The sequence below is a fragment of the Mycobacterium sp. WMMD1722 genome (genome assembly GCF_049315205.1).
Taxonomy (GTDB): Bacteria; Actinomycetota; Actinomycetes; order Mycobacteriales; family Mycobacteriaceae; genus Mycobacterium.
In genome coordinates, this window is record NZ_CP186056.1 from 2,428,172 (window position 1) to 2,448,824 (window position 20,653).

The following is a 20,653-nucleotide window of genomic DNA, read 5'->3' on the forward strand; positions in this document are numbered from 1 at the left end:
TCGCCGCAACACCACAACCTCCCGACCTCACTACCAAGTATGTCCTTCATATATTCGCGATGCAATGAGCTTCACTCCGCACATACATGAAGGTATAACTTTTCACATGGTCCCCCGCGAAGACGCATCTGCCACCGAACTGCGGGACGCCATCATGGCCGTGGCCCGGCAGCTGCGCCGACATCGACCGGACCACGGCCTGACGCTGAGCCAGCTGGAGCTGCTCGGCGAGGTGAGCCGCACCGGCGTCACCAGCCCGGCCGAATTGGGCGCGCGCCTGCATGTGCGGGCACAGTCGCTGACCGACAGCCTCAACGAACTCGTCGGTCGGGGGCTGCTGGCCCGCCGTCCCGACGACCGCGACCGCCGCCGACAGCTCGTCGAGATGACCGCCGACGGTCGGGTCCTGCTCGAGGCCGACCGGGCCGAGCGTGATGCCTGGCTGCACCGCGCCATGGCCGACACGCTGACCGATCTGGAATTCGATCTGCTGATGCTCGTCGCCCCCGTCCTGCGCAAGCTGGCATTAACCGATCAGAAACCGGGCACCCTGGGCCCATGACGTCCTCGGCAGCCGCGACGACCGTCCAGGAGTGGATCGCCCACGATCCCGATCCGCACTCGGCGCAGGAAATCGCCCAGCTCAGCCAGGAGGAACTCGACGAGCGGTTCGCCCGCCCGCTGACGTTCGGCACCGCGGGGCTGCGAGCGCCGCTGCGGGCCGGCCCCAACGGCATGAACCTCGCCGTCGTCATCCGTGCCACCTGGGCGGTGGCCCAGGTGCTCGAAGACCGCGGTCGCAGCGGCTCCCAGGTGGTGGTCGGGCGCGATGCCAGACACCGTTCCGACGAGTTCGCCCGCGCCGCCGCCGAAGTGCTTGCCGGACGGGGCTTTCGGCCGATCCTCATCCTTGCGGCGGTACCCACGCCGGTCGTGGCGTTCGCGGTGCGGCATATGACCGCCGCCGCGGGAATCCAGATCACGGCGTCGCACAACCCCCCGACCGACAACGGGTACAAGGTGTACTTCGACGAGGGGTTGCCGATCGTCAGCCCGACCGATCGTGAGATCGAGGCCGCGATCGCCGAGGCGCCGCCGGCCGACGAGATCGCCCGTGTCCCGGTCGACACCGCCGGCATGGAGGAGATCCAGGCCTACATCCATCGCGCGGCGCTCGTGCGGCGAACCTCCGACCCGGTGCGCGTCGCGGTCACACCACTGCACGGCGTGGGCGGCGAGTACCTTCTCGACGCCCTGGTACGCGCGGGGATCTCCGACATCCACGTCGTCGAGAGTCAGTTCGCACCCGACCCCGACTTCCCCACGGTGAAACTGCCCAATCCCGAGGAACCCGGCGCCACCGACGCCCTGCTCGAATTGGCCGCCGACGTCGAAGCCGACGTCGCGATCGCCCTGGACCCGGATGCCGACCGGTGCGCGGTCGCGGTGCCGACGCCGGACGGGTGGCGCCTGCTCTCCGGCGACGAGACCGGGTGGCTGCTGGGCGACTATCTGCTGTCCCAGATCGAGCCGGGCGACGTGATGGCGGGGTGTGCGGTCGCCAGCACCGTGGTCTCGTCACGCATGCTCGCGGCCATCGCCGCGAGCCACGGCGCCCGCCACATCGAGACGCTGACCGGCTTCAAATGGCTCGCCCGCGCCGACATCGACCCGCCGGGCCACACCCTGATCTACGCCTACGAAGAGGCCATCGGACACTGCGTGGATCCGGCGGCGGTGCGGGACAAGGACGGCATCAGTGCCGCGGTGCTGGTGTGCGATCTGGTCGCGGCGCTGCGGGCCCAGAACCGCACGGTGCTCGACATTCTCGACGATCTGGCCCGCCGCCACGGGGTGCACACCACCGTCGGTGTGACCCGGTGGGTGACCGACGTCGACGAGGCCGCCGCGGCGATGGCCCGCCTGCGCGACACCCCGCCGGACCGGCTGTGCGGTTTCCCGGTGTCGGTGACCGACCTTCGCACCGCCGACACCGCTCTGCGCAGCGACGCGCTGATCTTCACCGGTGGTGACGACAGCACCTCGGTCCGCGTCGTGGTCCGGCCCTCCGGGACCGAGCCCAAGCTCAAGTCGTACATCGAGATACGCCGGACCGCAGGCCCGGATCTCGCGGCGGCGCGCGCGGAGGCCGCACGCCTGCGCGACGAGGTGGCCGAGACCGCCAGGCGCTGGTGACGTCCGCATACCAGTCCCCGCACCAGTCCGAGCAAAGCCGCGGAACCGAACCGCGGCGCCGGCCGTCCTAATCTGCATGACCGCTGATGTCCGTGTCGACAGCGCTACCGTTCGCAGCCTCGCGCGCGCCCACAGCGCGCACGCCGCCGACCTGTCCGCCACCGCGGCCGAGTTGGCCGCGTTCCCCGTCGGGTCGGTTGGCCACGGATTGGGCCCCGTGGGCGACCGCTTCGTCGCCGCCCTGTCCGCCGCCGTCACCGCGGCGGGCGCGCAGGCCGCAGCGCTGGCCGACGCCGGCGCGAACGCCGCCGCCATCACGACCCGTTCGGCGCGGAGCTACGACGACGTGCAGGTGCGCACTGCTGCGCTGATCTCCGGCTGACATGCCGGGTGGGTTGGCGGCCGCACTGTCCGCGCCGCTGCGCGAGCTGCAGGCACTGGTGGGACCCGGCTGGTCCAGCGCGGATCCGGGCGCCGCGCTGAGCAGTCTGGAGGATCGGCTGGCCGGGGTGTCGGCCGAAGTGGCGGCCGCCTGGCGCGACGTCGGTGACGGGTGGACCGGCGCCGCCGCCCATCCGGCGGGCGAGTTCAGTGCGGCCACGTCCGCGGCGATAGCCCGGCTGGCCGAACACGCGGGCGAGCTGGGCGCCGGCACCCGGGCCGCGCACGCCGCAGTGGCCGAGGCGCGTGGGCGGCTGCGCGACATCGTCGGCCGGTTCGAGTCCCGAGCCGCCGCGCTCGAACCGCACCTCGACACCCCGGGGGTGGCCGAGGATCTGCTCGCCGAGGCGCAGCGAGCTTTGCGCGAGGCGCTGGCCGTGGTCGAGGAGTTGCGCGCCGACCTCGACGGGCAGGCGAGCGCCGTCACCGCGGGCGGTGGCGGGTCTGCACCGGCACCGACCATGCCGTCCGGGTTCGGCGGAACCGGTGGCGCACCGGCACCGACGGCTGGGCCGGCCGGCCACGCTGGCGTCGGGGGCATCGGCGGGCTCGGCGATCTGACCGCAGCCGAACTGACCTCATCGCGCTCACCCCGTCCGGAGGCCGCCGCGTTCGGTGACGGCACCGAGGTGTCCCTACCCGGCGGGGGCACGGCTACTGCGCCGAACCCGGTTGCCGCCGAGGCGGTTCGGCATGCGCTGACGCAGCTCGGTGTGCCCTACCAGTGGGGCGGCACCACACCGGGGATCGGACTGGACTGCAGCGGTCTGACCCAGTGGGCATACCGCGAAGCCGGGCTGGACATCCCGCGGCTGGCCCAGGAGCAGGACGTCGGCGCCGCGGTGGCGCCGGGCGACCTACGACCCGGCGACCTCGCAGTGTGGAGCGGTCACGTCGCGATGATCGTCGGCGACGGCGTGATGATCGAGGCCGGCGATCCGGTCCAGCTCTCGCCGGTGCGCACCACCAACGCCGGACAGGGATTCCATGGCTTCTTCCGGCCCACCGGCTGACCGCGACCGCTTCGATCGCACCGTCGCGCGGGCTCACGCCGCCGCGTCGGTGTGCGCGGGCGCGGTCGAGGCCCTCGCGGCGGTCCGCGGCAGCGCGGCGTCCTCAGACGGCGCGGTCACCGCGGTGGTCGACGCAACCGGCGCACTGGTGTCGCTGACATTGTCGGACTCCGTCACCCGGTTGTCCGCTGCGACGATCGGCGCGCTGGTCGTCGAGACCACACAGGTGGCCCGGCGCGTGGCGCTGACGCGGCGGGAGGCGGTGCTGGGCGACATCCTCACAGATCTCGATCGTTAGGCTGTGCCGCATGGCTGCAGACATCGTGCCGGTCCAGATCTCCCTGACCAAGGGCGACCTGTACACACTGTGGGCACCCCGCTGGCGCGACGCCGGCGACGAGTGGGAGGCCCTGCTGGGCAAGGACGAGGACGTCTACGCCTTCGAGTCGGTCGCGGACCTGGCCGCATTCGTGCGGACGAACACCGACAACGACCTCACCGACCATCCGGCGTGGCAGAAGTTGACCGAGACCAACGCCCACCGCCTGGTTCCCGCCGAGGACCGCCGGCACGACATCATCGGCGTCCCCGAGGTGGTGGCCGAGAAGCCCACCGCCGACTCCGTCGCCGCACTTCACCGCACGCTGGCCCTGGTCTCGTCCATCGGTTCGGTGTGCGATCTGACCTCGGTGGCCAAATTCTTCAACGGCAATCCCGTGCTCGGCACCCTGGGCGGCGGGATCGACGCGTTCTCCGGCCGCAGCGGTCGCAAGCGCTGGGCCGAGATCGAGGCCGTCATCGGACGCAGCTGGGACAGCGTGCTCGATGCGCTCGACGAGATCGTCACCGTCCCCGACGTCGATGCCTCGGCAGCCGAGAAGGCGGCCGCTGAACTCGAGGAACCGGCGCCCGAACCCGACGAGGACGACGAGGCGGCCGTCAGCGTCGAGCAGCCCGAGGACGCCGTGGCCGATGCCGAATCCGAACCCGTCGATGTCGCCGCGGCGGCCGCCGAGGGTGCCGTGCTGGGTGGCGACGAGGATTTCTGGGTCAAGGTCGGTATCGACCCGGTGCAGATGATGACCCGTTCGGGCACGTTCTTCACGTTGCGCTGCTACCTCGACGACGAACCGGTGTTTCTCGGCCGCAACGGCCGGATCAGCGTCTTCGGCTCCGAACGCGCGCTGGCACGCTATCTGGCCGACGAGCACGATCACGATCTGTCGGATCTGGCCACCTATGACGACATCCGCACGGCAGCCACCGACGGCTCACTCGAGGTCGACGTCACCGAGGAGAACATCTACGTGCTCAGCGGTCTGGCCGACGACATCGCCGACGGCCCCGATGCCGTCGACCGCGATCAGCTCTCGCTGGCGGTCGAGCTGTTGCGCGATGTCGGCCAGTACGCCGAGGACACCACCGTCGAACGCACGCTGGATCCGGGTACCGCGCTGGGTGGCTTCGTCGCCTACGTGCTGGAACCGGCCCCGGACGCCGACCGGCCCGAGGCACCGTTCGCCGAAACGGTCGAGCAGTGGGAGGCCCTCGAGGCGTTCGTCGACTCGCGGTTGCGCCAGGAGTAGCGGATCAGCCGACGAGCACGGCGTAGCGCGGTTTGATGACGTCGTCGATGAGCGCCAGCCGCTCGTCGAACGGGATGAACGACGACTTCATGGCGTTGATGGTGAACCGCTCGAGATCGCTCCACCCGTAGCCGAACGCCTCGACCAGGCGCAGCATCTCCTGGCTCATCGTGGTGTCACTCATCAACCGGTTGTCGGTGTTGACCGTGACGCGGAAGCGCGAGCGGGCCAGCAGATCGAACGGATGCTCGGCGATACTGGCCACCGCCCCGGTCTGCACGTTGGAACTCGGACACAGCTCCAATGGAATCCGCTTGTCGCGCAACAGACTTGCCAGCCGCCCCAACTGAAGCGCGCCGTCGGGTCCGGTGACGATGTCGTCGACGATGCGCACCCCGTGACCGAGCCGGTCGGCGCCGCAGAACGCGATCGCCTCGTGGATCGACGGCAGGCCGAACGCCTCCCCGGCGTGGATGGTGAACCGTGCGTTGTTGCCCCGCATGTACTCGAAGGCGTCGAGGTGACGGGTGGGCGGATAACCTGCCTCGGCGCCGGCGATGTCGAAGCCGACCACCCCGCGATCACGGAAACGGATGGCCAGTTCGGCGATCTCGCGCGATCGTGCGGCGTGGCGCATGGCGGTGACCAGACAGCGCACCGTGATCGCGCGCCCGTCGGCGGCGGCGGACTTCTCACCGTCGGTGAAACCGGCCAGCACCGCATCGACGACGTCGTCCAGTGACAGCCCCCCGGTGATGTGCAGTTCCGGAGCGAAACGGATCTCGGCGTACACGACGTTGTCGTCGGCGAGGTCCTCGACGCACTCGCGTGCCACCCGGTGCAGCGCCTCGGGTGTCTGCATGACCCCGACGGTGTGGGCGAACGGTTCGAGATAGCGGACCAGCGACCCGCTGTGGGCGGCGGTGCGGAAAAAGGTCGCCAGACCGTCGACATCATGGGCGGGCAGGTCCTGGTAGCCGAACTCTTCGGCGAGTTCCAGCACCGTCGAGGGGCGCAGGCCGCCGTCGAGGTGGTCGTGTAGCAGCGCCTTGGGGGCGTGCCGGATCGAGTCGAGGGTCAACGGTGTCATGCGGTGATCCGATCGATGATCAGCGGGCGGTGGGGCCCTGGGCGGTCAGGAGTGTCGTCGACCGTCCACCCGCCGTCGAGCTCGGCGACCGCCGGCCCGATGCGCTGTGGGGTGTCGGTGTACAGGGTGAACAGCGGTTCACCGGCGGTGACGGCGTCGCCTGGACGACGGTGGATGAGCATCCCGGCGCCGGACTGCACCTGCTCACCGGGCGCCGAGCGGCCCGCTCCGAGCCGCCACACCGCCAGACCCACCGCCATCGCGTCGATGTCACCCATCGTGCCACCGCGCGGGGCGCTGACGGTCTCGGTGTGCGCACCGATCGGCAACGGTTGCGACAGGTCACCGCCCTGCGCCGCGACCAGGGCGCGGAACCGGTCCATGGCCGACCCGTCGCGCAGGGTGTCGGCCGGGTCGCGGCCGTCCATACCGGCCGCGTCGAGCATCTCGGCGGCCAGCGCCAGGGTGAGCTCGACGACGTCGTCGGGACCGCCGCCGGCGAGCACCTCGAGCGATTCGGCCACCTCGACGGCGTTGCCGACGGCCCGCCCGAGCGGCACGGACATGTCGGTCAGCACGGCGCGGGTGGTCACCCCGTGGGCGGTGCCCAGGTCGACCATCGTGCGGGCCAGCTCCCGGGCCTCGGCCTCGCTGGGCAGAAACGCTCCGGAACCCACCTTGGTGTCCAGGACCAGCGCTCTGGTGCCCTCGGCGATCTTCTTGCTCATCACCGAACTGGCGATCAACGGCAGCGACTCGGTGGTGGCGGTGACGTCGCGCAGGGCGTAGATCTTCCGGTCGGCGGGCGCCAGCTCGCCGGCGGCGAATACCGCCGCGCCGATCTCGGAAAGCTGTTGCCGGATTCGGGCTTTGGACAGTTCGGCGGTGAAGCCGGGGATGGCTTCGAGTTTGTCCAGCGTCCCGCCGGTGTGGCCGAGTCCGCGTCCCGCCGCCTGGGGCACCGCGCCACCGCACGCCATCACCACCGGCACCAGCGGGATGGTGATCTTGTCGCCGACCCCGCCGGTGGAGTGTTTGTCCACCAGCGCCAGCGGCCGTCCGTCCCGGCGCAGGTCGCCGAAGTCGAATCGCTCGCCGGAGTCGATCATGGCGGCCGTCCAGCGGGCGATCTCCGACCCGGACATCCCCCGCAGGAAGATCGCCATCAGCAGCGCCGACATCTGAGCGTCGTGCACCGCACCTCGGGTGTATCCGTCGATCACCCAGTCGATCGCCGCGTCGGACAGGGTGCCGCCGTCGCGTTTGGTGCGGATGACCGTCGGAGCATCGAGATGCGAGCGGGGGCCCGGAGCATCGAGATGCGACCGGGGGCCCGGAGCATCGAGATGCGACCGGGGGCCCGGAGCATCGAGATGCGACTGGCCGCTCATCGGGCCCGCTGCAGATCGTCGGGCCCGAAGGCGTCGGGCAGCAGTTCGCGCAGCGGCCGCGGACCGTTGCGATGGTCGATCAGCAGGTCGGGCCCGCCGTGTTCGTAGAGCACCTGCCGGCACCGGCCGCACGGCATCAGGACCGCCCCGTCGGGGCCCACGCAGGCCAGGGCGATCAGCCGTCCACCGCCGGTCGAGAACAGGGCACAGACCACAGCGCACTCGGCACAGAGACCTAGGCCATATGAGACATTCTCCACATTGCAGCCGGTCACCAAACGGTCATCGTCGACCAGCGCGGCCGCCCCCACGCGATACCCCGAATACGGCGCGTAGGCCCGCGATGATGCATCTATTGCCTTGCGGCGCAACAATTTCCAGTCGATATCCACCGAAATCTCAGCTCCTCGCCAGCGACTCTGAATGCATTCCGAAGCGACCGTCGCCACCCCCGTCGCCGCAGATAGGACACCCTAAGAAGGGACCGTTGAGCGGGGCATACGGCTACACGCTAGTTCGTTCGGCAGTACAAAGGGGATTAGAGTCGCCCCGAGGTTTTGGGGCACTGGTCAAGGCCAGCAGAGGTTCTCGATCATGTCGCCCCGGACGTCCACCGAAGGCGTTGGAGGCCCAGTGAGTACTACGACCCCGGTTGGTACTGGGAACAAGCCGGATATCGACGTTCCGTCGCCGCGCGGCAGGAAGCGACGCACCCTCTACCGGGGAGATCCCGGCATGTGGTCGTGGGTGCTGCACCGCATCTCCGGCGCGGCCATCTTCTTCTTCCTGTTCGTCCACGTCGTGGACACCGCGCTGGTGCGGGTCAGCCCGGAGGCCTACAACTCCGTGATCGAGACCTACAAGACGCCGATCGTGGGGCTGATGGAAATCGGTCTCGTCGCCGCCGTGCTCTACCACGCGCTCAACGGCATCCGGGTGATCCTGATCGACTTCTGGAAGGACGGCCCGCGCCACCAGAAGCGGATGCTCTGGGTGGTCGCCGGCGTGTTCATCGCGGTGCTGATCGCCTCTGTGGGGGTCATCGGCATGCACATGGCGGAGAGGTTTCTTTAAGTGAGCAGAAGCCAAGCGACCGGAGAAGGGCTGAAGTGATGGCCGAGAATCCGTACGACCACCTCAGCGAGCGCGGCGGCCCCGCGCCGGTGATGCAGCGCAGCTACGACCGCCCGCCGAGCCTGGACAACCCGCGCGCCCCCAAACGGGCCGGCGGTATGCCGAACTTCGAGAAATACGCCTGGCTGTTCATGCGGTTCTCCGGCCTCGTCCTGGTATTTCTCGCGCTCGGCCACCTGTTCGTGATGTTGATGTGGGACAACGGCGTGTACCGCATCGACTTCAACTACGTCGCCCAGCGGTGGAGCTCCCCCTTCTGGCAGACCTGGGATCTGCTGCTGTTGTGGCTGGCCCAGCTGCACGGCGGCAACGGTCTGCGCACGATCATCGCCGACTATGCCCGCAAGGACTCGACGCGGTTCTGGCTGAACTCCCTGCTCGCGTTGTCGATGATCTTCATCCTCGTGCTCGGCACCTACGTGCTGGTGACGTTCGACGCGAACATCTCGTAAGGAGAGCTCATGTTGATTGAACATCGCTACGACGTGGTCATCGTCGGCGCCGGCGGCGCCGGGATGCGCGCCGCCGTGGAGGCCGGCCCCCGGGTGCGCACCGCGGTCCTGACCAAGCTCTACCCCACCCGCTCCCACACCGGCGCGGCACAGGGCGGCATGTGCGCCGCGCTGGCCAACGTCGAAGAGGACAACTGGGAGTGGCACACATTCGACACCGTCAAGGGCGGCGACTACCTCGCCGACCAGGATGCCGTCGAGATCATGTGCAAAGAGGCCATCGACGCGGTGCTCGACCTCGAGAAGATGGGGATGCCGTTCAACCGCACCCCGGAGGGGCGCATCGACCAGCGCCGGTTCGGCGGACACACCCGCGACCACGGCAAGGCCCCGGTCCGCCGGGCCTGCTACGCCGCCGACCGCACCGGCCACATGATCCTGCAGACGCTGTACCAAAACTGCGTCAAGCACGACGTCGAGTTCTTCAACGAGTTCTACGCACTCGACATCACGCTGACCGAGACGCCGGGCGGCCCGGTCGCGACCGGGGTCATCGCCTACGAGCTGGCGACCGGCGACATCCACATCTTCCACGCCAAAGCGATCGTCTTCGCCACCGGCGGCTCGGGCCGGATGTACAAGACCACCTCCAATGCGCACACGCTCACCGGCGACGGGCTGGGCATCGTGTTCCGCAAGGGTCTGCCGCTGGAGGACATGGAGTTCCACCAGTTCCATCCGACGGGTCTGGCCGGCTTGGGCATCCTGATCTCCGAAGCCGTGCGCGGTGAGGGCGGCCGGTTGCTCAACGGCGAGGGCGAGCGGTTCATGGAGCGCTACGCCCCCACCATCGTCGACCTGGCCCCGCGCGACATCGTCGCGCGCTCGATGGTGCTGGAGGTGCTCGAGGGTCGCGGCGCCGGACCGAACAAGGACTACGTCTACATCGACGTGCGCCACCTCGGCGAGGACGTGCTGGAGCAGAAACTGCCCGACATCACCGAGTTCGCCCGCACCTACCTCGGCGTCGACCCGGTCAAGGAACTGGTACCGGTCTATCCGACCTGTCACTACGTGATGGGTGGCATCCCGACCACCGTGCACGGCCAGGTGCTGCGCGACAACACCACCATCGTGCCCGGGCTCTACGCCGCCGGCGAATGCGCGTGCGTCTCGGTGCACGGCTCCAACCGGCTGGGCACCAACTCGCTGCTGGACATCAACGTGTTCGGCCGCCGCGCCGGCATCGCCGCCGCGAACTACGCCATGGGCCACGATTTCGTCGACCTGCCCGAGCAGCCCGCCGACATGGTCGTCAACTGGGTGGGTGACATCCTCTCCGAGCACGGCAACGAGCGGGTCGCCGACATCCGCGGCGCGCTGCAGCAGTCGATGGACAACAACGCCGCGGTGTTCCGGACCGAGGAGACGCTCAAGCAGGCGCTCACCGACATCCACGCGCTCAAGGAGCGTTATTCGCGGATCTCGGTGCACGACAAGGGACAGCGCTACAACAGCGATCTGCTCGAGGCGATCGAGTTGGGCTTCCTGCTCGAACTGGCCGAGGTGACCGTCGTCGGCGCGCTGAACCGCAAGGAGTCGCGTGGCGGCCACGCCCGCGAGGACTATCCGAACCGCGACGACACCAACTACATGCGCCACACCATGGCCTACAAGGTCCCGAAGAGCGGGAGCGAAGCGACCGGGGGGACCAACACCGTCTCCGACCTGCTCTCCGACATCCGACTGGACTACAAGCCGGTGGTGCAGACCCGTTACGAGCCGATGGAACGGAAGTACTGACGATGAGCGCTTGCGCGAAGAGCGAGGTCCGAGCATGACTGCTGTTGTCGAACCCCAGACCAAGGATCCCGAACTGCCGCCGGTGCCCGAGGGCGCCGTGATGGTGACGCTCAAGATCGCCCGGTTCAACCCCGAGAATCCGGACGCCCACGCCGACTCCGGGGGCTTCCAGAGCTTCCGCGTGCCGTGCCTGCCGACCGATCGGCTGCTCAACCTGCTGCACTACGTGAAGTGGTATCTGGACGGCACGCTGACGTTCCGCCGGTCGTGCGCGCACGGGGTGTGCGGATCCGATGCCATGCGGATCAACGGCGTCAACCGGTTGGCGTGCAAGGTGCTGATGCGCGACATGCTGCCCAAGAAGGCCGGCAAGCAGCTCACCATCACCATCGAGCCGATCCGCGGACTGCCCGTGGAGAAGGACCTCGTGGTCGACATGGAGCCCTTCTTCGACGCGTACCGGGCGGTGAAGCCGTATCTCATCACCAGCGGTAACCCGCCGACCAAGGAGCGGATCCAGAGCCAGGTCGACCGCGCCCGCTACGACGACACCACCAAGTGCATCCTCTGTGCGTGCTGCACGACCAGCTGTCCGGTGTACTGGACCGAGGGCTCCTACTTCGGTCCGGCGGCGATCGTCAACGCGCACCGGTTCATCTTCGATTCGCGAGACGAGGGTGCGGCCGAGCGGCTCGACATCCTCAACGAGGTGGACGGTGTGTGGCGGTGCCGTACGACGTTCAACTGCACCGAGTCCTGCCCGCGCGGCATCCAGGTGACCCAGGCGATCCAAGAGGTCAAGCGCGCGCTCATGTTCGCCCGCTGACCGTTCCGCAGATCAGGTTGGCATGCTGCTGACATGATCCTGCTGAGCGAGGTCCTCGGCTGCGACGTCCGCGGCCCGGACGGCCGGACGATCGGTTCCCTGGCTGATCTGACCCTTCGTCTAGGCGCGCCGCACGGCCTTGCGCTGATCGAACGCGTCCTGGTGCATCGACGGCGCGAGCCGGACCTGCTGCTGCCCTGGGCTGCGGTCGTGGCCCTGCGGCGACACGGTGTGGCCGTATCCGACTCCTCGTCGGCCTATGCCGCCCCCTCGATCGCCAGCGCACTCGCCGCCGACGAGCTGCTGCTCAAGCGGGACGTCCTCGACACGCAGATCGTGGACATCGGTGGCGAGCGCCTCGCCCGCGTCGCCGACGTCATCCTCGCCCGCCGACGCGACGGCCGGGTCGAGATCGTCGCCGCCGAAGTGGGTTTCGGCGCGGTGCTGCGGCGGCTCGGATGGCGGTCAGCGGCCGCCCGGCTCCGCCATGACGCCGTCGCCTGGTCGGATCTGTATCTGACCAGCGACCGCGGGCACACCGCCCAATTGGCCACTGCCCGGTCGGCGGCCCGCCGGCTGGATGCGCGTGATCTGGCGGTCCTGGTCGCCCGTCTCGACACCGAGTCGGCCGCCGACCTGCTCACCGCCAGCGGCCCCGCCGTGGCGGCCGACGTCATCGACGCCAGCCATCCAGCCGTCGGAGAGCGGATGTTGCGGGCCCTGCCGCAGGACCGGGCCGCCGACGTCGTCTCGGTCATGCCCGTCGCCCGGGCGGCGCACTGGCGCCGCACCCTGGCCACCCCCGGTTATCTGCGCGGTCGGCATCTGTTGCGCTTCCGTGTGTGGCCTCGTCGGCGCCATCCGGGACGGGCCCGGTGAAGCTGCGCGGGAGGACGCTCGGCGCCCTGCTCGCGGTCCTCGGTCCGGGACTGCTGGCCGGGCTGTCCGACGATGACCCGGCCGGCATCACGACGTACTCGGTGCTCGGCGCCGATCACGGATATCAGCTGCTCTGGGTACTGCTGTTGTCGACCGTCGCGCTGGTGATGTTCCACTGGCTGGCAGCGCGCATGGGTGTGGTCACCGGTCAGGGACTGATCGGCCTGGTCCGCCAGCGCTACGGAGTTCGCCTCAGTGCCGCGGTTCTCGCCGCACTGCTCGTCGCCAACGTCGGGACCACGTGCGCCGAATTCGCCGGGGTCGCCGCGGGATTCGAGCTCTTCGGGGTCGATCGCACCATCAGCGTTCCGGCCGCCGCGCTGCTGGTGTCGCTGCTCGTGCTGCGCGGGAGTTTCCACCGCATCGAGCGCATCCTGCTGGTGCTGTCGACGGTGTTCGTGGCCTACATCGCTTCTGGCCTGCTGGCCCACCCGGACTGGGGCGCGGCCGCGCACGGGCTGCTGATCCCCACGATGCCGCCCGACCGCGAGGCCATCGCCATCGTCACCGCCACCCTCGGCACCACCCTGGCACCTTGGGGTCTGTCGTTCATCCAGTCCTATGCGGTCGACAAGAAGCTGCGCACCGAGGATCTGAAGCTGGAGGGCGTCGACGTGCTCACCGGCGCGATCCTCACCGGTGTCATCGGGTTCTTCGTCGTCGTGGCCTGCGCGGCCACCCTGCACCGTGACGGCCGCACCATCACCGACGCCTCCGATGCGGCCGTGGCCCTGCAACCGCTCGCCGGGCACGCGGCCGCAACGCTGTTCGCCGTCGGGCTGATCGGCGCCGCCCTGCTCGCGGCCTCCGTCCTCCCCCTGTCGACGGCCTACTCGGTGTGCGACTACACCGGTTCGGAAGCCGCGCTGGACGATTCGTGGACCGACGCCAAGACGTTCTACATCACATTCGGGGTGGTGACCGTGCTCGGGGCCGGGGCCGTGATGATCCCCGGCGCGCCGCTGGTGACGATCCTCGTCGCCACCCAGGTGCTCAACGCCGTGCTCTTGATCCCACTCCTGCTCGCGATGATCGGGATCGGCCGGGACGGCGATCTGATGGGCTCCTACCGGATGGGTCGGGCCGCCACGCTGATCTACGGTTCGGTCACCGTCCTCATCGTCGCGTGCGTGGCCCTGCTCGGCGCGGTGTCGATCGCCGGCTGACCCGCCGCCTACCCGCCGTCGGGTGCTGTTGTCGCGGACGGCTCCTCCGGCTCCGTCTCCTCCTCCGCCGACGGGGCCCCCTCCGCGCGCTTGGCCACCTGCTCGTCGTAGTACCGCAGGATCACCGCGAGCGCGGCGGCGACGGGCACGGCGAGGAATGCCCCGACGACGCCGAACGTGGACGCGCCGAGGGTCACGGCCAGCAGCACGATCACCGCGTGCAGCTTCATCGACTTCGACTGCAACCACGGCTGCAACACGTTGCCTTCGAGCTGCTGCACGGCCAGGATGATGCCGAGCACGATCAGCGCGTCGACCGGGCCGTTGGAGACCAGGGCCACCAGCACGGACAGCCCGCCGGCGACGAACGCGCCGACGATCGGGATGAAGCCGCCGATGAACGTGATGATGGCGAGCGCATACGCCAGCGGGATGCCCAGGATCACCAGCCCGGCGCCGATCAACACCGCGTCGACGAGGCTGACCAGCGCCTGGGTGCGGATGAAGCCGCCCAGCGCGGCCCAGACGCGCTCGAGGATCTCCGCCATGTGTGGTGCCGCCGGCCTGCCGACACTGCGGCGCAACCACGGAATGAACCGCGGCCCGTCCTTGAGGAAGAAGAACGTCACGACGATCGCGGTGAAGGCGGTGACCAACGCCGACGTCGCGGCGCCCACGCCGGTGAACACCCCGGATGCGATCTGCGCGCTGCTCGAGTTGAGCCGGTCGGTGATCGCCGACACCGCCGAATCCAGTTGGTTCTCGCTGATGTCGAGCGGCGGGCCGCCGAGCCAGTCGCGAACCTTCTCGACACCGGCACTCGCCTGCTGGGCCAGTTCGGTGGACTGCTGCACGATTGCCGGCGCGACCGCGGCGACCACGCCGGCGATCACCGCGACGGCGACGAGGAGCACCAGCAGGACCGCCGCCGCCGGGGGTACCCCTTTGTTCCGCAGCCAGCGCACCGGCGGCCACAGCACGGTGCACACGATCAGCGCGAGCACCACCGGCAGGATGATCGTCCACGTTTTGCCGACCACCCAGGCCAGCACCCACAGCGCTGCGGCGACCGCGACGAACTGCACGGCCACCACCGCCGTCGATCGCAGATGGGCACCGAACACCGTCCCGCGCTGGGGTAAGGCCTGCGTCTCGTCGTCCACGCCTCCTCAATACCCGCCCGGGCCCGGTTCGAAGTGCCATTCCCCGTCACATTCGGCTCGGCCGTCTCGTCTGACTGTCATGACCACACCTCGCGTCGAACCCCTACCCCCGCGCCGCGCCTCGCTGTTCACCCGGCTCATGTGGCGCTACGCCACACGCCGCTTCGGCGTCGTGCCCGAACCGTTCGCGGTGTACGCCCACCACCGTGGCCTGATGACAGCGGCCGCCCTGCACGAGGGCATGCTCGAGCGCTTCTCGACGACACTGCCTGCCAGCGTGCGGGAACTGGCGGTGTACTGGGTGGCCCGCCAGATCGGATGTTCGTGGTGCGTCGACTTCGGCGCCATGCTGATGCGCCTGGCGGGGCTGGATCTGGCGCGCCTCGAGCAGATCGACGAGTACCCGACCTCACCGCTGTTCGACGAGGACGAGCGCGCGGCGATCGCCTACGCGGCGGCGATGACGATCGATCCGCACTCCGTCACCGATGAGCAGGTGGACGACCTGCGCCGCAGATTCGGCGACAAGGGCGTCGTCGAGCTGACCTACCAGGTCGGCGTGGAGAACATGCGGGCCCGGATCAACGCCGCACTGGGCATCTCCGAACAGGGCTTCAGCTCGGGGGATGGCTGTCGGGTGCCGTGGGCTGACGGAGCGGCGACCCGGTGAACTTGTCCGGGTTGGCGACATCCCAGAACGCGACCACCTGCCCGTCGCGGACCGTGATCGCCTGGATGTGCGGCGCCATCTGCGGCCAGTCACCGTCGGCGGCCAGCCCGGCGGTGTACAGGCCGAGTTCACCGTTGACCAGAGCCGGGCGCACCGACTCGACGAACCGCGGACCGTAGCGGCGGGCCAGTCCGAAGAGGAACCGGCCCACCTGGTCCGCGCCCCGGATGACGCGGGCGGCTGTCGGCGCCCGGCGGTTCGCGTCCGCGGTGTAGCTGACATCCGGATGCAGCAGCGCGACGACAGCGGTCATGTCGCCGGCGGCCATGGCCGCCATCAGCCTGCCGACCACCTCTGCGTGGGCGGAATCGCGGGCGGGCGGGGGTTCGGCCGAGACGGTGCGTCGAGCGCGTGAGGCGAGTTGGCGGGCGGCCGCATCGGTCACCCCGAGCGCTTCGGCGATTTCGGAGAAGGGCACGGCGAATCCGTCGTGCAGGACGAACGCCACCCGCTGATCCGGTGTCAGCCGCTCGAGCACCACCATCGCGACGAAGCGCGCACCGTCGGCCGCGACCACCGCGGTCAGCGGATCGGCGCCGGGCAGATCCGTCACCACCGGTTCGGGTAACCACTGTCCGACATAGGTCTCCCGCCGGTGCGCCGCCGAGCGGAGCAGATCCAGGCTCAACCGGCTGACCACTGTCGTCAACCACGCTCGCAGATCGGCGATTTCGTCACGGACGACGCCCGCCGACCGCCACCGCAGCCACGCATCCTGCACCACGTCCTCGGCGTCGGCCACCGTGCCCGTCAACCGGTACGCCACGGCCATCAGATGCGGCCGCAACGCCTCGAACTCGCCGACGGACGCCTGCGCGTTCATGACCGCGAGTGTAGGACCGGGCGAATATCGTTCGTAGCCTGCGCGCAGCCCACCCCGCCGCCGTATATTCCCGCCCATGGCAATAACCGAACCGCCGCCGGCCGCCGCGACCACCGGCAAAGGCCTGCAGGCAGGGGCCCTCGGTCTCGTCGGCAACGTGGTCATCGGGCTCGCGGCCGTCGCGCCGGCCTACAGCCTGGCCGCGACGCTGGGCTTCGTCGTGCTCGCCGTCGGCGAGAAGGCGCCGTCGATGTTCGTGCTCGCCTTCATCCCGATGCTGCTGGTCGCCTTCGCCTACAAGGAACTGTCGCAGGACACCCCGGACTGCGGCACGACTTTCACTTGGGGCGCAAAGGCTTTCGGTCCGTGGATCGGCTGGATCGGCGGCTGGGGCCTGGCCGTGTCGGCGATCATCGTGTTGGCCAACGTCGCCGAGGTGGCGGCGATCTACCTGTTCCGGTTCCTCGGTCAGGACGCGCTGGCCGACAATCTCACGGCCAAGGTGCTGCTGGGCTCGTTCTTCATCATGGCGATGACCCTGCTCAGCGCGCGCGGCATCGTGGTGTCCGAACGCGTGCAGAACGTGTTGATCGCCATCCAGTTCGGCGTGCTGATCGTCGTCAGCGTCATCGCGCTGGTCCGCGTGTTCGCCGGCACCGCCGGCGAGCAGGCGGTCGATCCGTCGCTGTCGTGGCTGTGGCCCTCGGGGCTGGACGCCTCCTCGATCGCGGCCGCGATCATCCTGTGCATCTTCATCTACTGGGGCTGGGACGCCTGCCTGGCCGTCGGCGAGGAGACCAAGAATCCGGGGCGGACACCGGGCATCGCAGCGGTCATCACGACCCTGATCCTGGTCTGCACCTACGTGCTGGTCGCCTACGCCGTGCAGTCGTTCGCCGGTTTCGGCGACACCGGGATCGGGCTGACCAACGAGGAGAACGCCGACGACGTGCTGACCATCCTCGGTGAGCCGGTGGCGGGGTCGATAGCGGCGTCACTTCTGCTGTTGACGGTCTCCATCTCCGGGTTGTCCTCGACGCAGACCACGATCCTGCCCACCGCCCGCGGCACCCTGTCGATGGCGGTGTACGAGGCCATCCCCAAGCGCTTCGCCAGCGTCCACCCGCGCTACATGACGCCGGCGTTCGGCACCATCGTCATGGGTCTGGCCGCACTGTTCTTCTATCTGGTGCTCAGCTTCCTGTCCGAGAACGCACTGGCGGATTCGGTGTCCTCGCTCGGGCTCGCGGTCGCCTTCTACTACGGCATCACCGCCTACTCGTGCGTCTGGTACTTCCGGCGCACGCTGTTCACCTCGGCGCGGAACCTGTTCATGCGTGGCGTGTTCCCGCTACTCGGCGCGCTGGCGATGACGTGGGCTTTCGTGCAGAGCGCCGTCGACATGATCCAGCCCGATTACGGTTACACGGCCTACGGTCCGATCGGCGGCGTCTTCGTCCTCGGTGTGGGCATGCTGGTGCTCGGTATCCCGCTGATGCTGCTGTGCTTCGCGTTCGGCACCAAGCGCTTCTTCCGCGGCGAGACGCTCACGGCCACCACCGAGGTCAAGGTTCCCGACATCGACTAACAGCGAAGGCACACCATGCACTTGACTGTGGGCTATCTGGCCACCCCCACCGGCGACGACGGCGTCGCACTGGCCGCCGTCCTGGCCCGCACCTTCGACGCGCAGGTCGACGTCGTCCTCGTCGTGCGCGAGGAACTGCCCGACGGGCATCCGGGGCGCGCGGAGTACCAGCGATTGCTGGTGGAGCGCGGTCGGCGGTGGGCGGAGCAGGCGGTGACGGCCCTGGCGGACGCGGGCGTGGCGGCCCATTCGACCGTCACGGTCGGCGAGTCCTTCGCCGAGTCGCTGGTCGGTTTCGCGGAGGAGAAATCCTCGGACCTGATCGTGGTGGGTGGAGCGCGCGACGGATTCTTCGGCGGCCACACCATCGGACCGGTGACCGGCGCGCTGCTGCACTCCTCGCCCATCCCGGTGGCACTCGCCCCCCGCGGCTACGCCGAGGACCCCGACGACGTGGTGACCACCGTGACCGCCGCGGTGCCCACCCGTCCCGGCGACGACAATCCGCTGCCGTTCGCGCTCACTCTGGCCAGCGCCGCGAATGTGGGCATCCGCATGCTGTCGCTGGTCTCGGCGGAGAACCTCGCCGAGGCGGGCAGCGCACGGGAGGTACGACAGCTGCAGGTCGTCGCGGCCGAGGAGAACCTCGCGGTCGCCGCCCGGGCTCTGCCGGACGTGCCCGGCATCGAATCGCTGGTCGCCGACGGGATGACGCTCGAGTCGGCGCTCAAGAAGCTGAAGTGGGATGACGGGGCCCTGCTGGTCGTGGGCTCGAGCCGGTTCGCCGCGCCACGGCGGATCTTCCTGGGATCCACGGCCGCACGCATCCTCGCCGGGGTGGACGTGCCGGTGATCGTGGTCCCGCGGATGGATTGACAGGTAGACAGGACAGTGCCGGACGGGATTCGTCCGACGGGAACGACAAGGAGTGACTGAGATGAGTGCGTCCCTGTACGCAGTGGTGGATCCGTCGACCGGTGAGCTGGTCAAGGAGTATCCGACGGCCACCGACGAGCAGATCGAACAGGCCATCGCCGCGGCGGACAAGGCCCACCGTGAGTGGTCCCGCTCCACCACGGTCGCCGACCGTGCTGCGCTGATCCGCCGCGTCGCCGAGCTGCATGAAGAGCGCAAGGACGACCTGGCCCGGATCATCCAGCGCGAGATGGGCAAACCCCTCGACCAGTCGGTCGGCGAGGTCGAATTCAGCGCCGCGATCTACACCTACTATGCCGACAACGCCGAACGGTTCCTCGCCGACGAGCCGATCGAGCTGCTCGAAGGGGAAGGCAGCGCACTCATCCGGCGCAGCTCGGTCGGTGTGCTGCTGGGCATCATGCCGTGGAACTACCCGTACTACCAGGTGGCCCGCTTCGCCGGCCCGAATCTGGTGCTGGGCAACACGATCGTGCTCAAGCACGCCCCCCAGTGTCCGGAGTCGGCGGCCGCGCTGGAGCAGATCTTCCGCGACGCCGGCTATCCCGAGGGCGCCTACGTCAACGTCTATGCCACCAACGAGCAGATCGCCGACGCGATCGCCGATCCCCGCGTGCAGGGTGTCTCGCTGACCGGATCCGAGCGGGCCGGTGCGGCGGTCGCCGAGATCGCCGGGCGCAACCTCAAGAAGGTGGTGCTGGAACTGGGCGGGTCCGATCCGTTCGTCGTGCTGTCGACCGACGATCTGGACGCCACGGTCGAGGCGGCCATCGACGGACGCTTCGAGAACACCGGTCAGGCCTGCAACGCGGCCAAGCGCATCATCGTCGCGGAGGACATCTACGACGAGTTCCTCGACAAATTCACCGAGAAGGTGCTCGAGAAGGCCGACGGCCTGGCGCCGCTGTCGTCGGTGGCCGCCGCCGAACGGCTCGACGAGCAGGTCCAGCGCGCGGTCGGCGCCGGCGCGCATCTGGCCTCCCGCGGAGAGCGCAAAGGCGCCTTCTTCCCGCCGGGTGTGCTGACCGATGTCACTCCCGATTCGCCGGCCTACCGCGAGGAACTGTTCGGCCCCGTCGCCACGGTGTACAAGGTCGCCGACGAGCAGCAGGCCGTCGAGGTGGCCAACGACACGCCGTTCGGTCTGGGTTCCTACGTGTACACCACCGACAGCGAGCAGGCCAAGCGGGTCGCCGACCGGATCGAGGCCGGCATGGTGTTCGTCAACGCCGTCGGCGCCGAGGGTGCGGAGTTGCCGTTCGGCGGTGTGAAGCGGTCCGGCTTCGGTCGGGAACTGGGCCGCTTCGGCATCGACGAGTTCGTCAACAAGAAGCTCATTCGGATCGTCTGAGCGGGCGGGCGCCGAGACTGCGGTT

Annotated in this window: 21 protein-coding genes; 16 read left to right on the plus strand and 5 right to left on the minus strand. The window is 69.2% G+C overall.

The window, feature by feature from the left end; translation table 11 throughout:
- Positions 1 to 106: 106 nt before the first annotated feature.
- The 6 genes from ACN27E_RS11525 (at position 107) to ACN27E_RS11550 (ending at position 5,236) form a co-directional block, all read left to right on the plus strand.
- Entirely contained in the window at positions 107 to 562 is a 456-nt protein-coding gene (locus ACN27E_RS11525; RefSeq protein WP_422749172.1) for a MarR family winged helix-turn-helix transcriptional regulator, read from the plus strand.
- A complete protein-coding gene (locus ACN27E_RS11530; RefSeq protein WP_422749174.1) occupies positions 559 to 2,196 on the plus strand; it encodes a phospho-sugar mutase in 1,638 nt (545 codons plus the stop codon). Before ACN27E_RS11525 ends, ACN27E_RS11530 begins: the two co-directional genes overlap by 4 nt.
- A gap of 76 nt (positions 2,197 to 2,272) precedes the next feature.
- Entirely contained in the window at positions 2,273 to 2,578 is a 306-nt protein-coding gene (locus ACN27E_RS11535; RefSeq protein WP_422749177.1) for a hypothetical protein, read from the plus strand.
- A 1-nt stretch (position 2,579) separates the two neighbouring features.
- Positions 2,580 to 3,650 (plus strand): NlpC/P60 family protein, encoded by a 1,071-nt coding sequence (locus ACN27E_RS11540; protein WP_422749179.1) that lies wholly within the window; start codon positions 2,580 to 2,582, stop codon positions 3,648 to 3,650.
- On the plus strand, positions 3,625 to 3,948 hold the full coding sequence (locus ACN27E_RS11545; RefSeq protein ID WP_422749181.1) for a YbaB/EbfC family nucleoid-associated protein: 324 nt from the start codon (positions 3,625 to 3,627) through the stop codon (positions 3,946 to 3,948). Before ACN27E_RS11540 ends, ACN27E_RS11545 begins: the two co-directional genes overlap by 26 nt.
- Positions 3,949 to 3,958: 10 nt before the next feature.
- Positions 3,959 to 5,236, plus strand: coding sequence for a primosomal protein (locus ACN27E_RS11550; RefSeq protein ID WP_422749183.1), 1,278 nt, complete (start codon positions 3,959 to 3,961; stop codon positions 5,234 to 5,236).
- A gap of 4 nt (positions 5,237 to 5,240) precedes the next feature.
- Here ACN27E_RS11550 and ACN27E_RS11555 read toward each other — a convergent pair whose 3' ends face one another.
- Genes ACN27E_RS11555 through ACN27E_RS11565 form a run of 3 tightly spaced genes read right to left on the minus strand, consistent with a single transcriptional unit; the run spans position 5,241 to position 8,115 of the window.
- Positions 5,241 to 6,326, minus strand: coding sequence for an adenosine deaminase (locus ACN27E_RS11555; protein ID WP_422749184.1), 1,086 nt, complete (start codon positions 6,324 to 6,326; stop codon positions 5,241 to 5,243).
- Complete coding sequence (locus ACN27E_RS11560) at positions 6,323 to 7,717, minus strand: thymidine phosphorylase (protein ID WP_422749186.1); 1,395 nt, start codon at positions 7,715 to 7,717, stop codon at positions 6,323 to 6,325. Before ACN27E_RS11560 ends, ACN27E_RS11555 begins: the two co-directional genes overlap by 4 nt.
- Positions 7,714 to 8,115 (minus strand): cytidine deaminase, encoded by a 402-nt coding sequence (locus ACN27E_RS11565; protein ID WP_422749817.1) that lies wholly within the window; start codon positions 8,113 to 8,115, stop codon positions 7,714 to 7,716. Before ACN27E_RS11565 ends, ACN27E_RS11560 begins: the two co-directional genes overlap by 4 nt.
- Positions 8,116 to 8,392: 277 nt before the next feature.
- On the opposite strand from ACN27E_RS11565, the gene sdhC reads away from it, so the two are divergent.
- The 6 genes from sdhC to ACN27E_RS11595 are packed head-to-tail and all read left to right on the plus strand — an operon-like array spanning position 8,393 to position 14,037.
- A complete protein-coding gene (gene sdhC, locus ACN27E_RS11570; RefSeq protein ID WP_422749819.1) occupies positions 8,393 to 8,791 on the plus strand; it encodes a succinate dehydrogenase, cytochrome b556 subunit in 399 nt (132 codons plus the stop codon).
- Positions 8,792 to 8,829: 38 nt separating this feature from the next.
- Positions 8,830 to 9,303 carry a succinate dehydrogenase hydrophobic membrane anchor subunit gene (locus ACN27E_RS11575; RefSeq protein ID WP_422749187.1) on the plus strand — a complete coding sequence of 158 codons (474 nt, stop codon included), beginning with the start codon at positions 8,830 to 8,832 and terminating at the stop codon, positions 9,301 to 9,303.
- 9 nt (positions 9,304 to 9,312) lie between these two features.
- The gene (sdhA, locus tag ACN27E_RS11580) at positions 9,313 to 11,106 is read left to right on the plus strand and encodes a succinate dehydrogenase flavoprotein subunit (protein ID WP_422749189.1); all 1,794 of its coding nucleotides are present in this window, start codon (positions 9,313 to 9,315) and stop codon (positions 11,104 to 11,106) included.
- Positions 11,107 to 11,140: 34 nt separating this feature from the next.
- Positions 11,141 to 11,932, plus strand: coding sequence for a succinate dehydrogenase iron-sulfur subunit (locus tag ACN27E_RS11585; RefSeq protein WP_422749191.1), 792 nt, complete (start codon positions 11,141 to 11,143; stop codon positions 11,930 to 11,932).
- A gap of 33 nt (positions 11,933 to 11,965) precedes the next feature.
- Entirely contained in the window at positions 11,966 to 12,811 is an 846-nt protein-coding gene (locus ACN27E_RS11590) for a magnesium transporter MgtE N-terminal domain-containing protein (protein WP_422749193.1), read from the plus strand.
- Entirely contained in the window at positions 12,808 to 14,037 is a 1,230-nt protein-coding gene (locus ACN27E_RS11595) for an NRAMP family divalent metal transporter (protein WP_422749195.1), read from the plus strand. The genes ACN27E_RS11590 and ACN27E_RS11595 overlap by 4 nt, the downstream gene beginning before the upstream one ends.
- An 8-nt stretch (positions 14,038 to 14,045) precedes the next feature.
- Here ACN27E_RS11595 and ACN27E_RS11600 read toward each other — a convergent pair whose 3' ends face one another.
- Complete coding sequence (locus tag ACN27E_RS11600) at positions 14,046 to 15,200, minus strand: AI-2E family transporter (protein WP_422749197.1); 1,155 nt, start codon at positions 15,198 to 15,200, stop codon at positions 14,046 to 14,048.
- Positions 15,201 to 15,279: 79 nt separating this feature from the next.
- On the opposite strand from ACN27E_RS11600, the gene ACN27E_RS11605 reads away from it, so the two are divergent.
- Positions 15,280 to 15,870, plus strand: a complete 591-nt coding sequence (locus ACN27E_RS11605) for a carboxymuconolactone decarboxylase family protein (protein WP_422749199.1) — start codon at positions 15,280 to 15,282, stop codon at positions 15,868 to 15,870.
- Here ACN27E_RS11605 and ACN27E_RS11610 read toward each other — a convergent pair.
- A complete protein-coding gene (locus ACN27E_RS11610) occupies positions 15,815 to 16,753 on the minus strand; it encodes a sigma-70 family RNA polymerase sigma factor (RefSeq protein ID WP_422749201.1) in 939 nt (312 codons plus the stop codon). The genes ACN27E_RS11605 and ACN27E_RS11610 overlap by 56 nt on opposite strands.
- Before the next feature lie 76 nt (positions 16,754 to 16,829).
- Here ACN27E_RS11610 and ACN27E_RS11615 point away from each other — a divergent pair, with 76 nt between their 5' ends.
- From ACN27E_RS11615 to ACN27E_RS11625, 3 genes are all read left to right on the plus strand, one after another.
- Complete coding sequence (locus ACN27E_RS11615) at positions 16,830 to 18,341, plus strand: APC family permease (RefSeq protein WP_422749202.1); 1,512 nt, start codon at positions 16,830 to 16,832, stop codon at positions 18,339 to 18,341.
- A 15-nt stretch (positions 18,342 to 18,356) separates the two neighbouring features.
- Complete coding sequence (locus ACN27E_RS11620) at positions 18,357 to 19,217, plus strand: universal stress protein (protein ID WP_422749204.1); 861 nt, start codon at positions 18,357 to 18,359, stop codon at positions 19,215 to 19,217.
- Positions 19,218 to 19,278: 61 nt separating this feature from the next.
- Positions 19,279 to 20,628, plus strand: coding sequence for an NAD-dependent succinate-semialdehyde dehydrogenase (locus ACN27E_RS11625; protein WP_422749206.1), 1,350 nt, complete (start codon positions 19,279 to 19,281; stop codon positions 20,626 to 20,628).
- The last annotated feature ends 25 nt before the right edge of the window (positions 20,629 to 20,653 follow it).